12 protein-coding genes are annotated in these 14,092 nt (G+C 69.3%); 6 read left to right on the plus strand and 6 right to left on the minus strand.

The features are described 5' to 3' along the window. Positions 1-255 precede the first annotated feature (255 nt). Genes GWK61_RS06200 through GWK61_RS06210 form a run of 3 tightly spaced genes read left to right on the plus strand, consistent with a single transcriptional unit; the run spans position 256 to position 2,727 of the window. The gene (locus tag GWK61_RS06200; RefSeq protein ID WP_369125558.1) at positions 256-1,542 is read left to right on the plus strand and encodes a molybdopterin-dependent oxidoreductase; all 1,287 of its coding nucleotides are present in this window, start codon (positions 256-258) and stop codon (positions 1,540-1,542) included. 2 nt (positions 1,543-1,544) lie between these two features. Next, entirely contained in the window at positions 1,545-2,015 is a 471-nt protein-coding gene (locus GWK61_RS06205) for a hypothetical protein (RefSeq protein ID WP_194905925.1), read from the plus strand. A gap of 49 nt (positions 2,016-2,064) precedes the next feature. Then, positions 2,065-2,727, plus strand: coding sequence for an ATP-binding protein (locus tag GWK61_RS06210; protein WP_194905928.1), 663 nt, complete (start codon positions 2,065-2,067; stop codon positions 2,725-2,727). 170 nt (positions 2,728-2,897) lie between these two features. Here the strand turns inward: GWK61_RS06210 and GWK61_RS06215 are convergent, their stop codons facing one another. Then, complete coding sequence (locus GWK61_RS06215; protein WP_194905930.1) at positions 2,898-3,506, minus strand: TetR/AcrR family transcriptional regulator; 609 nt, start codon at positions 3,504-3,506, stop codon at positions 2,898-2,900. A gap of 87 nt (positions 3,507-3,593) precedes the next feature. On the opposite strand from GWK61_RS06215, the gene GWK61_RS06220 reads away from it, so the two are divergent. From GWK61_RS06220 to GWK61_RS06230, 3 genes are all read left to right on the plus strand, one after another. After that, on the plus strand, positions 3,594-4,571 hold the full coding sequence (locus tag GWK61_RS06220; RefSeq protein ID WP_194905932.1) for an ATP-binding cassette domain-containing protein: 978 nt from the start codon (positions 3,594-3,596) through the stop codon (positions 4,569-4,571). A 16-nt stretch (positions 4,572-4,587) separates the two neighbouring features. After that, positions 4,588-5,415 carry an ABC transporter permease gene (locus tag GWK61_RS06225; protein ID WP_194905933.1) on the plus strand — a complete coding sequence of 276 codons (828 nt, stop codon included), beginning with the start codon at positions 4,588-4,590 and terminating at the stop codon, positions 5,413-5,415. Positions 5,416-5,814: 399 nt separating this feature from the next. After that, positions 5,815-6,648, plus strand: coding sequence for an AfsR/SARP family transcriptional regulator (locus GWK61_RS06230; protein ID WP_194905935.1), 834 nt, complete (start codon positions 5,815-5,817; stop codon positions 6,646-6,648). Here GWK61_RS06230 and GWK61_RS06235 read toward each other — a convergent pair. The 5 genes from GWK61_RS06235 to GWK61_RS06255 form a co-directional block, all read right to left on the minus strand. Then, positions 6,631-7,296 carry a response regulator transcription factor gene (locus tag GWK61_RS06235; RefSeq protein ID WP_194905937.1) on the minus strand — a complete coding sequence of 222 codons (666 nt, stop codon included), beginning with the start codon at positions 7,294-7,296 and terminating at the stop codon, positions 6,631-6,633. The genes GWK61_RS06230 and GWK61_RS06235 overlap by 18 nt on opposite strands. A 188-nt stretch (positions 7,297-7,484) precedes the next feature. Further along, on the minus strand, positions 7,485-9,671 hold the full coding sequence (locus GWK61_RS06240) for an MMPL family transporter (RefSeq protein WP_194905939.1): 2,187 nt from the start codon (positions 9,669-9,671) through the stop codon (positions 7,485-7,487). Between the two features lie 16 nt (positions 9,672-9,687). Then, positions 9,688-10,005, minus strand: coding sequence for a RedY/HapK family protein (locus GWK61_RS06245; RefSeq protein WP_194905941.1), 318 nt, complete (start codon positions 10,003-10,005; stop codon positions 9,688-9,690). 50 nt (positions 10,006-10,055) lie between these two features. Next, positions 10,056-11,237, minus strand: coding sequence for an L-prolyl-[peptidyl-carrier protein] dehydrogenase (gene redW, locus GWK61_RS06250; protein WP_194905943.1), 1,182 nt, complete (start codon positions 11,235-11,237; stop codon positions 10,056-10,058). Beyond that, on the minus strand, positions 11,234-14,092 hold the full coding sequence (locus tag GWK61_RS06255; RefSeq protein ID WP_194905945.1) for a beta-ketoacyl [acyl carrier protein] synthase domain-containing protein: 2,859 nt from the start codon (positions 14,090-14,092) through the stop codon (positions 11,234-11,236). The genes redW and GWK61_RS06255 overlap by 4 nt, the downstream gene beginning before the upstream one ends.

Here is a 14,092-nt window from a genome sequence, read left to right on the forward strand (position 1 = left end):
TTCGCCGGACTTCGCTGGTGAGATTTCCCAGCGGCCCCGGCGGCGAACACTGTCCAGTCTGCCGCCCCCGCATTCGCCAGGAGGAGGATTGTTGTGGCCGGCGGATCAGGCGGAACACCGAAGCCACCGCGGCAGACGAGCCAGCGCGCACAAGCGCCCATCAAGCACGGCGCCGCTGCACTCCGTCGCGCGGCCCGGGCAGCCGGTCAGCAGATCGGCCGGGTGGTCGCGAACGCCCGGGCAACGTCGCGTCGCCTGCGGGAAGCACCCGCGCCGGGTGGGCCGTTCCAGCCCGGGTTCTGGCGCAGTCCGATCCGCGGACCTTGGCTGACCTCCGTGTTCGGGCTGGTGCTGCTGGCCGGCATCCCCGTGCTGTTCGTGACTGGTGCGCTGTCCTACGCCGCCTACAATCCCGGGCTCGGCCCACTCAATGATCAGACCCCGGACAAGGGCCTGCTCGGCTTCTACCTCTTCCACTGGCCGACCCATCCGTACTGGCTGTACCGACTCACCCAGGGTGTGCACGTCACGCTCGGCGTCGTCCTGGTGCCGGTGCTGCTGGCCAAGCTGTGGTCGGTCATCCCGAGACTGTTCGCGTGGCCGCCGGTACGCAACCCCGCCAACGCGCTGGAGCGGCTGACGCTGGTGCTGCTGGTCGGCGGGGTGATCTTCGAGTTCGTGACCGGGATCTTCAACATCCAGCTGTACTACATCTTCCCGGGCTCCTTCTACCGGCTGCACCTCTACGGGGCCTGGGTCTTCATCGCCGCGTTCATCGTGCACGTGACTCTGAAGGCGGGCCCGATGTGGCGCGCGCTGCGCTCCCGCAGCTTCGTCACCGAACTGCGCACCGACCTGGCCCACACCCGCCCCGAACCCGCGGACGCGGACCAGGACGGCCTCAGCCTGGTACCGGCCGCCCCGGCGGCACCGACCATCAGCAGGCGCGGCGCGGTCGGCATGGTCGGGGCGGGATCCCTGGCGCTGCTGGCGGTCACGGCCGGACAGAGCATCGGCGGACGCCTACGCGTCACCGCGCTGCTCGCACCGCACGGCCGCAACCCAGGTAGCGGACCGAACGGCTTCCAGATCAACAAGACGGCCGCCGCCGTGGGCATCTCAGCCTCCGATGTCGGCCCCGACTGGCGGCTGGAGGTCGCCGGCCACGCCACGATGCTGACTTTCACCCGCGCGGAGTTGCTTACGCTGCCTCAGCACTCGGCGGCACTGCCGATCGCCTGCGTGGAGGGCTGGTCGACACCGGACCAGCACTGGAGCGGCCTGCGGCTCGCCGACCTGGCGGCGATGGCCGGCCTCCCCGACGCCGGCACCGTACTGGTGGAATCGGTCCAGCCACCCGGCCCCTACACATCGGTGATGCTGCGCGGCAACCAGATCCGCGACCCCCGGTCCCTGCTCGCCCTGCGCGTCAACGGCGCCGACCTGTCCCTGGACCACGGCTACCCGGCCCGCATCATCGTCCCGGCCAACCCCGGCGTGAACAACACCAAATGGGTCCGCCGACTGACCTTCAGGACCTGACCATGAACCGCTTCCTCCGCTGGTACGGCGACGGGCCACTGCACCTGCTCGCCCTGATCTGCTCGCTGGCCCTCGCCGGTTATGCGGGCCAGCGCCTGACCACCGACCGCCCGCTGCAGGTGTCGATCTGGTTCCTCGGCGCCGCCATCGGCCACGACCTGATCCTGCTCCCGCTCTACTCCCTCGCCGACCTATCCGCCCGCTCCGTGCTGCGGCACCGCAACCAGCACACACCGGCACTGCCGTGGATCAACTATCTGCGAGTACCGGCCTTCCTGTCCGGGCTGCTCCTGCTCGTGTGGTTCCCCCTGATCCTCGATCTGTCAGCCCCGTACCAGCGCGATACCGGGCTCTCAGAAGGCGTCTACCTCGGCCGCTGGCTGGCGATCACCGCTGTACTGTTCGGCGTGGCCGCGATCGCCTTCGCGGTTCGACTGCGTATGACACGGGCCGACTACCTGAAGCGCCGATGAACGAAGCGCCGGAGAAGCAGGCCCTCGCTGAGACCGAGGCGACCACTCCGTGACCGATCTGCGACGGACCCTGCTGATCGCCGGCGGCTGCGCTGCCGCAGCCGGTGCGATCGGGCTGGTGGCGTTGCGGTTGCTGCGCGGCCGGTCGCTCTACGCCAAACTCATCACGGCGCTGGCACCCATAGCCTTGTCGACAACCGCAGGAAGCCTGTGCACTGTTCGCACGGGGTTTTTGTCCGGGCAGGTCGCGGTCTGCATCGCCGCCGCGCTTGCCCTCCCGGCCATGGCAGTGCTGCTCACGCAGCGCGTCACCGCAGATCTAAGAATCCTGCGCGCGGCAATACGCACCATAGGCGAACAAGCGCGTAGCGAGCACCCACACCAGCCGGTCAGGCTGGCCACCGCCGAACTGGACGATCTCAGCTGTGAACTGGTCGCGACCGAAGCCCGGCTGAGCAGGTCACGTGAACAAGAACGCGCCGAGGAACGCTCTCGCCGAGAGCTGCTGACCAAGGCCAGCCTCGAACTGCACACCCCGCTCGCGAACCTGCACGCCCTGACCGTGGCGCTGGAGGACGATACGGCCACGGAGCTGGATGCCTGCTATACCCAGACGCTCACGGCAGTAGACCAGCTCACCCGCATGGTGGACGACCTGTTCACGTTGTGCCGCGAACCGAGTGGCCACCAAGATCCGGGACGCCCCGAGTGACCGCGCGGCGGGAATCGAAGCCACGGCCGGTCGCCCCACCGTGATCAAGGGCGGCGCCGATGTCATCGGCCAGGCGGTTGTCCGAGCGGGTCGGACTGACGAGGTTGGTCCAGCAGGCGGTCACGGAATCCACGCGGGCAACGCATATCACCTGCGGAGTCGCCAGGGACTCACCGCGCAACCGATCCGTCCGGGCGGACCAGCCGCGGGATGCTGATCCGCAGCGTCTCGATCGCCTGATTCGAATCCATCCGCCCAGTGCGCACCTCTTCGCCCGCCGCGTGTCCGAGTGCCAGGACCGCGGCCAGGACCCAGTCGATCGTGAGCTTCGGATCGATGTGTCCTTCGCGCTGACCGCGTGCGACGACTGCCTGCAGGCGCTCCAGGATCGGCTCATGCCGGTCACGGTCCTGCTCCGGGGATGCCGGAGGCGACGACAGGTGCAGCAGGAACGGATCGGTGTCCATGCTGCGCCAGCCGATCTCCATCAACCGCACCAGAGCCTGATCAGCCGGGCCAGAGTCCAGGTCGGCGGCTTCGAGTGCACAGACGACGCGTTCGGTGGCCCGCTCGATCAGAGCGTTGATCAAAGCGTCGCGGGAAGCGAAGTGCGCGTACAGGGTCTTGCGGCTGACTCCCGCGGCCTGGGCGACCTCGGCCAGCCCGGCCTCCGGCCGTTCGGCCAGAACCGCCGAGGCCGCGTTCAAAATCGCCTCGGCGTTCTGCACGGCGTCCGAGCGCAGGCGGCGCTGCCGCGGTTTCTCGCTTAAAGGTGACACGGTTGCTTATCTTAGCGCAGCGGTTTACCGTGACATCAGTGTCACCTTTAAGTCGATCGCCGCCGTACCACGCTGAGGGGACCTTCCATGGCTACACCGACCGACCCAGCCATCCACGCCGTCGGCCTGACCAAGCACTTCGGGGACAACCACGCCGTAGACGGCCTGGACTTGACGGTCCCCGCCGGAAAGGTCTACGGGCTCCTCGGGCCGAACGGCGCCGGCAAGACCACGACCGTGCGCATGCTGGCCACGCTGCTGCGCCCCGACGCCGGAACCGCGACCATTCTGGGCCACGACGTCGTCGGCGAGGCCGACGCGGTACGCAGCCGCATCGCACTGACTGGGCAGTTCGCAGCCCTCGACGACGACCTGACCGGCGCCGAGAACCTTCGGATACTGGCACGCCTGCTCGGCCATCGGCCCCGACCCGCGGCCGAACGCGCGGCAGAGCTGTTGTCCAGCTTTGGCCTCGAAGACGCCGCCGACAAGCTGGTGAAGTCCTACTCCGGCGGCATGCGCCGCCGCCTGGACATCGCCGCCAGCCTGATCGCCACCCCCGAACTGCTGTTCCTGGACGAGCCCACCACCGGACTGGACCCGGCCGGCCGCAACCAGGTCTGGGAGACCGTCCGGTCCCTGGCCGGGCAGGGAGTCACCATCCTGCTCACCACGCAATACCTCGACGAGGCCGATCAACTGGCCGACCGGCTGGCCGTGATCGACCGCGGACAAGTCATCGCCGAAGGCACACCCGACGAACTCAAAGCCGCCACCGGAACCGGCGCGTTGCGGATCCGCCTGGCCGAGCCGCACCGCCGCGACGACGTCGTCCACCTGCTGACCGCATCCCTTGGCACGTCCCCGCAGTTGGACGGCGACCCCGCCGCACTGACCGTCACCGCCATCGAGCCCCAGCGCGCGCTCGCCGCACTGTCGCAGCTCGAAAGGGCCGGAATCGCCCTGGCCTCTTTCGCCCTGGAGCAACCCAGCCTGGACGAGGTGTTCCTCAGCCTCACAGGACGTGCCCCGCAGCCCGACGCCACCGAGCCCGCCACCGCCTGACCGCAAGGGGACCAACATGACCACGACCACCCACACCACACCCCGGTTCCCCGTGCCCACCGTGGTGCTCGGATCGCGCCCAGACCCGGCCGGCCCTTGGGCCGCCGCCCGCGTCTTCGCATGGAGATCGCTGCTGAAGATCCGCCACGTGCCCGAACAGCTGTCTGACGTCATCGCCGTGCCGATCATCTTCACGCTGCTGTTCACCTACCTCTTCGGAGGCGCCCTGGCTGGATCCACACACCGCTACCTGCAGTTCCTGCTACCCGGAACACTGGTCATGGCGGTCCTGCTGGCCACCATGTACACCGGCATCAACCTGAACGCCGACCTGGACAAGGGCGTCTACGACCGCTTCCGCACCCTGCCGATATGGCGCCCCGCCCCGATTGTCGGCGCGCTGCTCGGCGACACACTCCGCTACTTGCTGGCCTCCACGCTCGTCGTCGGCCTCGGGCTGGCACTCGGCTTCCGTCCTCACGGCGGCGTCGACGGCACGGCCCTCGGCATGGCGCTCGTGATCGCCTTCGCCTCCGCACTGTCCTGGGTGTTCTGCTGGCTCGGCCTGCTCCTGCGGTCCGCGAACTCGATCATGAGCCTGGCGATGGTGGTGCTGTTCCCGCTCACGATGGCCAGCAACACCTTCGTGCAGCCGGCCACCATGCCCGGCTGGCTGCGCGACTTCGTGGACGTCAACCCGGTCAGCCACCTGGTCACCACCACCCGCGCCGCCATGGCCGGGACCGTCATTGCCAGCCAGGTCGTGGGGGTTCTACTCACCACGCTGGCAACGATCGCGGTATTCGCACCGCTGACGTTGCGCGCCTACAGCCGCAAGCCCTGAAACGCGGCGACCGCTACCTTCGGCTACTTACTCGGCTACAGCTTCTTCTCCACTCGCACCGAGACCCGGACCCGCAGGACTAATTGAATCGACAACTTTCGCGATACCAGGAGACGCCACAACGCGCTGGCAATAGTGCACAGATCTGATTTGAACGGATCACAAAGGTCCGCCATCCCCAACTCTGCAACCCTGTCGACGGAGCAGGAGCGGCGAGGCTCACTAAACGAAAGGTTGAGTCACAACCCCTTGAGCCACCTCAACGCCACCCAAGCATTACATACGTTTGTTGGATGGCGCCCCCGTGTTCGATCTGAAAGACTCAAGCAGGAACTGAGGCAATTGGATCGGGGGATGCGAGGAAGCCTTTGACCGTTGATCACCTTTGCGAGGGGAAGCATGGAGATCAGTATTCTTGGTCCAGTATCAATTGTGCACGATGGAATTCACCGTGAGATAAAAGCGAGCAAGGTGCGGGCACTGCTCGCCACCCTCGCGCTGGAGCCCGGGCGCGCCGTGGCACGTGTCGAACTCGCCGAGGAGCTCTGGGCGGGGCAGCCGATGCGCAACACGCACAACGCTCTGCAGGTGACGGCGACGCGGGTGCGCAAGATCCTTGATGCGGCGGGGGGAGCTTCCGTGGGGGCGTTGCTTCGCGCCGTGCCGAAGGGCTACTTACTGGATTTGCCGGCGGGGTGGATCGACAGCAACCGGTTCCTCGACACCGCTGCGCAGGGAACCGCTCAGCTGGCGAAGAGCCCCATACGCGCCGCGGAGCTGCTGGAGTCGAGTCTCCGGCTTTGGCGCGGGCCCGCCCTTCTCGACGCGGGTGACGGAATGCGCTGCCGGGGCGCTGCCGCGCTGCTGGACGAGCGTCGGCTCGTGGCGTGGGAGGACCTGATCACGGCGCGGATCGCGCTCGGCCAGGTGCGGGAGACCGTTCCCGAACTCCAGCAGTTGACGGCCCGCTACCCGCTGCGGGAGCGCTTCTGCGAACTGCTGATGCTGGCCCTGTATCGGACCGGCCGGCAGAGCGAGGCGCTCGAGGCCTACGCCGTCACTCGCCGCCACCTTGACGAACAGCTGGGTGTGCGACCCGGCGACGGGCTCCTGCGCCGGCAGGCGCAGATCCTGGAACAGGCGCCGGATCTGAACGACCTTTCGGTGGTGTGGACCGAACGAGAATTCTCTGCTTCCCGTTCGGCCACGGCGGGGTCACGTACGCATCGCTGAGTCCTCGCCCAGCAAGGCGATGAGCCCGGTCTCGTAGGCGACCGCGACGGCCTGTGCGCGGGTCCGTACGCCGAGTCTGCCGAGAAGCTGGTGGACGTGGGAGCGCACTGTCGCGTCCGACACCGCCAGCTTCTCGGCGATCTGCATGTTCGAGCATCCCTGCGCGAGCAGGAGCATGGTCTCCGCCTGCCGTGCGCTCAGCTTGGCGGCCAGGCGCTGGGACGTGTCCGAGTGCCAGGGCCCCGGCTCGCGCCGGAGCTCCGGGGCTGCGGCCGCCGGCATGATCATGACGTCGCTGATCGCGACCATCCGGAGGGCCTGCAGCAGGTCCTCGGCGGAGCCCTCCTGGGACAAGATGGCGTGGACGCCACGGCGCATCACCTCGACCGCCCGGTGGGCGTTCTCCCCCTTGGCGGCCAGCACCACTTTGGTGACCTCGGCCAGGGCACCGAGCTCGTGGACATCGTTGATCGTCAAGGCCGGCGAGACGACGACCGTCACATCGGGCCGCAGCTCGCGCGCGGCGTCCAGGATGACGTCGCCCGTGCCCTCGCCGACGACGGTGAAGTCCTCCGCGTGCGTCAGAAGCAGCCGTAGACACCCGGCCAGCATCGACCCGTCGCAGCACAGTAGGACCCTGAGCATCATATCTGTGCTCCGATATGACGACGGCCGGCTCGGCCGGATACGTCAGCGCGGCGTGTCGCAGGAGCCGGAACAGGCCCCTGCGACACGCGGCGAGATCCGACGTTCATGAAAATCCCCCATGTTTTGTACCCGACTGGTGGCATTATGCGTACAACTTGCCCTGAACCAGGATCGACAATCGCCGACGGTCACGGCCGCGCAGGGACTTCGGCATCCCGCACCGGGGCCGCTTCCGTGGCGTCCTGCTTACGCCACAACGCGCTGGGCCACCAGATGCGGCGGCCGATGTCCAGGTTGAGGGCGGTCACCATCACCGAACGCACGATGACGGTGTCGATGAGGACGCCGAAGGCGACCGCGAATCCGAGCTCTGCGAACTGGGTCAGCGGCAGGGTGCCCAGGACCGCGAAGGTGCCGGCCAGGACGATGCCGGCGGAGGTGATGACACCGCCGGTGGACGCCAGGCCGCGCAGTGTTGCCGGACGTGTTCCCACGCTGTGGGTTTCCTCTCGGATCCGGGTCATCAAGAAGATGTTGTAGTCGATCCCCAATGCGATCAGGAAGACGAAGACGTAGAGCGGGAAAGAATTGTCCTCGGCTCCGAAGTGGAAGATGTGCCGGAACACGAGCGCGCTGACACCCAAGGTGGTGGCGCAGGACAGCACCACCGTGCCGATCAGCAGCAACGGGCTCACCAGCGCGCGCAGCAACAGGATCAAGATGGCGAGCACCACCGCCAGAACGATGGGCGCGATCAGCGCGCGGTCGTGCCCGCTGGCGCTTCGGGCGTCCAGGTTCATGGCACTGTCCCCACCGACCTTGGCGTCGGCGCCCGCGACGGCGTGCACGGCGGTGCGGGCGTTTCGCACGGTGGCGTAGGCCGCCGAGCTGTCCGGCGCGCCGGTGAGTGTCGCCTCCTGATACGCGTACCCGTCCTTCAGCACGGGCGCTGTGACGCTGCCCGGCGCGATCCCGGGCACCGTCTGCAGGGCCTGGTGCACCTGGTCCGCGCTCCCGGCGCGCGCGGTGATCTCCAGCGGGCTGGCGACCGCGGCGTCGAAGTGGCGGGCGACGGCGGCGTTGCCGACCACCGAGTCCTGGGTGGCTGTGAACTCCTGGGCGACCGACAGGCCGCCGGAGTGCAGTTGCCCGATGCCGATGGCCCCGACTCCGAGGATCAGCGCGGTGCCGATCCAGGCCAGGCGCGGCCGGCGGGCGATCCGGTCGCCGACGGCGGCCCACCGGCCCACGTTCGCGTGCTCGCCGCCGCCGACGCGGGGCACTGAGGGCCAGAAGATCCACCGGCCGCAGGCGACCATGAGCAAGGGGAACAGGGTGAGCATCACCAGCGCGCCGACCGCGATGCCAACCGCGAACACCGGTCCAAGGCCCCGGGTGGCGTTCATGTCGGCGAAGCTGAGGCAGAGCATGCTGATCGCGACGGTGGACGCACTGGCGATCACCGCGGGCCCGGAACGGCGCAGGGCCACCGACATGGCCTCAACGCGGCTGTCGTGGTTGCGCAGTTCCTCACGGTAACGGGCGATCAGCAGGAGCGAGTAGTCGGTGGTGGCGCCGAAGACGAGGATGGTGAGGATGCCTGCGCCGTCGGAACTGACCGTCAGTCCGGCATGAGCCGCCAGCAGGTAGATGATCCCCTGTGCCACGGTCAGGGCGATCCCCGCGCAGATGATGGGGAGCAGCCACAGCACGGGACTGCGGTAGGTCAAAAGCAGGATGGCAATGACGACGATGAGCGTGGAATACAGCAGGGTGCTGTCGATGCCGCCGACCGCTTTGCTCAGGTCGGCCGAGTAGCCCGCGGGTCCCGCGACATGGATCGCGAGGCCGGCTGGCGCCTGGTCCGTGGCGACGCCGCGCAGCGCGGTCACCGCGCCCTTGGCCTTGGTGAGGTAGTTCTGGCCGAGGTTGAGCGGGATCACCGTCTCGGCGGCCTGGCCGTCGGTGGAGAACTGCGGACCGAAGACCTGCCCGCTGAGGTCGGTGAGCGTGGCGTACTGCTTGGCGTCGGCCGCGGCCTTGGCCCGGTCCTGAGCCGTCAGGCCGCCGGCCCGCTCGTAGACGATGACGGCCGGCACCGTGTCCGGGTTCTGGAACAGCGACTGGATCTTGTAGACCTGGGTGGACTCGGCGCTGCTGGGCAGAGACTGCTCGACGGTGTTCTTCTCCGCGCCGGAGAGCTTCCCCGAGAAGCCGGCCGTGGCGCCGATGACGATCAGCCAGAACACGACCACCAGGTAGATCACCCGGCGGCGGCGGAGCGGGAGGAAGGCGCTGCTCGCCGGTCGCGACGACGCTGTTCCGTCGGGCGTTCCGGCAGGCGTTGCGGACGAGGGACGTCGTTGTGTCGTCATCGGATGGTTCGTCCTTTCAGGCGGCCAGGTAGCCCGGCTCGATGGGATCCCCGGAGATTTCGGCCACGACCGAAGCCAGCGCACTGAAGTCGGCGCTGAGCGTGCGGAACGCGCTGATCTGCATGTCCCGCTCGAACGCCGCACGGCTGGTGGCCCAGATGATCTCGAAGAAGTGGATCTTGGCATCCGGGTCGTCGGAGACCCGGTGCACGGTGAAGGCGTTCACACTGGGCAGCTGAGGACAGGTCGCGTAGTCGGTCTCGCGGACCCAGGCCTCGAATCGAGCGGGACTGATTCCTGGGCGCAGCCGGATGGGATGAACGATCACGTGCATGGCGACTCCATCGTCGATCGGGAACTCGGGGGTGGATCGTCGGCGGCCGGTCAGGCGCCGCGTGCTGGGCGTTTCGGGCGTGCGGTACGGTCGGGGCGGTCGAGGCGCAAGGCCCGGGCGACGTTGTTGCGCTGGATCTCGTTGCTGCCGGAGAAGATGCGGGCCGGCAGGCAGTCCCGAAGCAGCCGCTCGGCCTCGCCGTGCATGACGCCCTGCGCCCCGCGCAGCTGGACCGCGTCGAGACCGACCTGGACCGCGGCCTCGCTGACCGCGATCTTCGCCATCGCGGCGGAGACCCCGTCGACGGCACCCTCGTCGAGGTCGTGCGCGGCTTTGTAAAGCAGCAGACGCGCGCCCTCGTATCGCAGGAGCATGTCGACGATCCGATGACCGACGGCCTGGAAGGAACCGATCGGCGTGCCGAACTGTTCGCGCTGGCGGACAAAGGCGATCGTCGAGTCGATCACCCGCTTCATCGCCCCGAGGTAGACCGCGAACAAGCAGGTTCGCTCCCAGTTCATGGAAGCCGTGAAAACGCTCGACCCCCCTCCGGGAACGCCCAGCACGCGGTCCACCGGCACCTTGCAACCGTCGAGGTAGACCTCGGCCATGGGAGATCCGTGCAGACCCACCTTGCTCTCCGGCCTGCCTATGCTCAGGCCCGGGGTTCCCGCCTCGACGAGGAACGTGGTCAGCCCGAAGACGCCGCCGTCGGGTTCGGTCGCCGCCTGGACGATGAAGACGTCCGCGACCGGTGCGTTGGTGATGAAGGCCTTAACTCCGGTGATCACGTAGTGGTCGCCGACCCGTTCGGCGCGGGTGCGCAGGTGCATCGCGTCGGACCCGGCCTCGGGCTCGGTCACCGCGTGCGCTGCTATCAGCTCGCCCGAGCAGAGCCCGGGCAGCCACCGCCGTTTCTGCTCCTCGCTCCCGAAGTGCACCAGCGGAGTGACGCAGGCGAGCAGGTGTGCAGCGACGGAGAACGCGAATCCGGTGTCGCCGGTGCCTTCGCCGAGCGCCTCCAGCACGCCGGCGGTGTCCGCGGCTCCCAGGCCGCTGCCGCCGTATTCGACCGGCGCACAGCAGCCGGCGAGCCCCAGCTCCGCCGCCGCGCGCCAGCGCGCGCGGAACTGCTCCGGATCGGGTTCGGCGGGGTCGGCCAGCTTGCTGCGCGCGAAGTCGCGGACCAGGTCGCACAGCTCGTGCGTCGCGGGCTCCAGGTCGAGTTTCATGACACTCCGTCCGGGTGTTCTTCGATCAGGACGTGGTAGTTGATGCCGCCGGTGCCGAAGGAGCTCAGGGCCGCCCGGCGCGGCCGGGTCCCCCCGGCGGGCCACGGCGCGGGCCGACGGTCGATGAACGCGGGGATCGCGTCGAGGTCCAACTCGGGGCTGATGGTGCGCAGGTTGGCGTTCGGCGGGAAGGTGCGGGCCTGCAGGGCGAGCAGCACCCGCAGCAGGCCGGCGGCGCCGGCTGCGGCGAAGGTGTGGCCGAAGAACGACTTGGCCGAGCCCACCTGCAGGGGACGCCGGCGCTCTCCCCCGCCGTAGACGTCGGTGACGGCCGACAGCTCGACCCGGTCGCCGACCCGGGTGCCGGTGCCGTGCGCCTCCAGGTAGTCGACCGTGTCGGGGCCGAAGCCCGCGTCGCCGAACGCCTGGCGCATGGCGCGCGCCTGGCCGGCGCGGTCCGGCGCGATGAGGGAGTGGGCGTCGTTGGATCCGCCCACGCCGCGGATGACGCCGAGGATGCGGTCGCCGTCCTCCAGCGCGTCGCTGTATCGCTTGAGCAGGAACAGCGCGCAGCCGTCGCCGGGCGAGAAGCCGTCGGCGGCTTCGTCGAAGGGCGTGATCTTGTCGTGGGAGAGCAGACCGAGGGAGGAGCACAGGATCAGGTCCCTGACGTTGCAGGCCAGTTCCACGCCTCCGGCGATCGCGTAGCGGGCGGTGCCGCTGCGCAGGGCGCCGACCGCGAGGTCCAGGGCGGCCAGCGAGGACGCGCAGGCGGCCTCGACCGCGACCGGGACCGCTGCGAGGCGGAACTCGCCGGCGATGACGGCGGCGGTCCCGCTGGCCAGCCAGCCGTCCAGGGCGCCGGGCGCGTCCGGGTCCTCGGGGGCGCCGAACCGGCGGCGCGTGCGGGCGGCCAGCCGCCGCCGGTCTTCGCCGTCCAGGTGGGCGAGCGCGTCGAGAGCGGGAATCGCCCTGGCCGCCAGGTCCAGCTCGGCGGCGCTGTTGAGGGCTCGTTCGCGGCCCAGGCTCAGCGAGGAGCCGACGGCGATCAGGCCCGGACCATGCAGGGAGGCCGGTCGCGGTCCACCGCCGGAGAACAGTTGGGCCGCCACGGTCAGGGCCACCCGCTGTGCGGCGTCCATCGCCGTCCAGCGGCGCGGGGTGATCCGCAGACCGCGGGGCGGAGCGGTCGGGACCGGCGCGGGCGAGCCCTGGTCGGTGTAAGTGTGGGTGAGACTGAGCGCCGAGGGGTCGAAGTAGAGCTCCCGGTCCAGGATCCGGGTCGGCAGGGGGCCGATGCGGTCCCGTCCGGAACGGAAGACGTCCCACACGGCTGCGGGGCCATTCGCACCGGCGAAGTGCGCGCCCCAGCTGATGACCGCCACGGGTTCGCCCTCCCGGACCCGTACCGGCCGACGTATCGGTGTGACCGGGACAGCCTGGTGTTCCTCCAAGACGAAGTGGGCCAGCATCCCGGTCAGCGACGCGCCGCTGACGGTGGCACGGCGCGGCGTCGCCGACCGTTCCCAGAGCTGTGGGCTCGTCAGGAACCGGAACCCGGAGCCGGGCGTCGGCAGGGTATCGCCGGGCGACCACGTGGGTGGCAGAGTGCTGCGCTCGAGCGCGAGCGCTGCTTTGATCACACTCGCCAGGCCTGCGTTGGCGAAGGTGTGGCCGAGGCGGTCGCGGATGCTCCCAAGGACCGCCTCGGCGGGCGAGCCCGTGAAGAGGTCTGACAGCGCCGTCAGTTCGGCCCGGGTTTCGTTGGGGAAGCCGGACCCGAAGCACTCCACCAGGCCGATGGAGTCGGCGGGCACGTCCGCGTCCCGGCAGGCCAGTTCCGCGACCTCCCGGCGGCGTTCGACCGAGACCGAGTAGCGGAAGGTGCCCGGACGCGGGTCCTGTCCCAGAGCGCAGCCACGGATCACCGCACGGACCCGGTCTTCTTCGGTCACGTCGGACAGCCGTTTGAGGAGCACCGCGCTCACCCCTTCGGCCAGGGTGAACCCGTCGCCCGGGCCCGCGAAGGGGTGACCGCAGGCCGACGTCAGGCCTTTGACGTCCAGGGCACCGGCCAGCAGACTGCTCTCCCGCAGCTGGCCCGTGACCACCAGCACGGTATCCGAGTCGCCGCGGCGCAGACTGCCGACCGCGTGGGCGAGCGCGACGAGCGAGGTGCCGTCCGCCGCTTCCAGAGCCACGGTCCTGCCTCGGAGCTTGAAGACGCTCGCGATGCGCGCGGGGATGGTGCTGGCCATCTCACCGACCCGGTCATGCGGTGACCCGGCCAGGCGGGGCCCGAGCAGTTCCAGCAGCTCCGATGCCGCGGCGTCGGCGGCCGGCCCGAGGTCCGACCCGACGTCCAGCCCCAGGTCCGTATCGGAGTCCGGCCCGAGATCCCACCCGGCGTCCGGGCCGGAACCGTCCTGTCCGGCCGATCGCAGATCGTGGGCCAACCGCTGCGCCTCGATCCGCAGCGCGTTGAGATACTGCCGGTCCAGTCCGGCGCAGACCCCGACGATCACGTCGAACCGTTCGCCGCGCACCGGCCGGTCGGTGAGGCCCGCGTCGCTCAGCGCTTGCCGAGAAGCCTCAAGCATGAGCTTCTGCATCCGGGTCATCGACGCCGACTGCGCCGGCGGGATCTTGAACTCCGCCACATCGACCTCGATGTCGAGCAGGCCGTGGGGCAGAGTCGGGCGTCCCGCAGGGTCCTCGACGGCCGGCGGATCGGTGCAGGCGCAGTGCAATCGCGTGGCAGTCACCAGATCCCAGAACGCTTCAACGCCGCGGGCCCGCGGGTACAGCGCCGACATCCCGACGATCGCGACGGGCTCGCTCGGGGGGAGATCCAT

The organism is Catenulispora rubra (assembly GCF_015356825.1).
Lineage (GTDB): Bacteria > Actinomycetota > Actinomycetes > Streptomycetales > Catenulisporaceae > Catenulispora > Catenulispora rubra.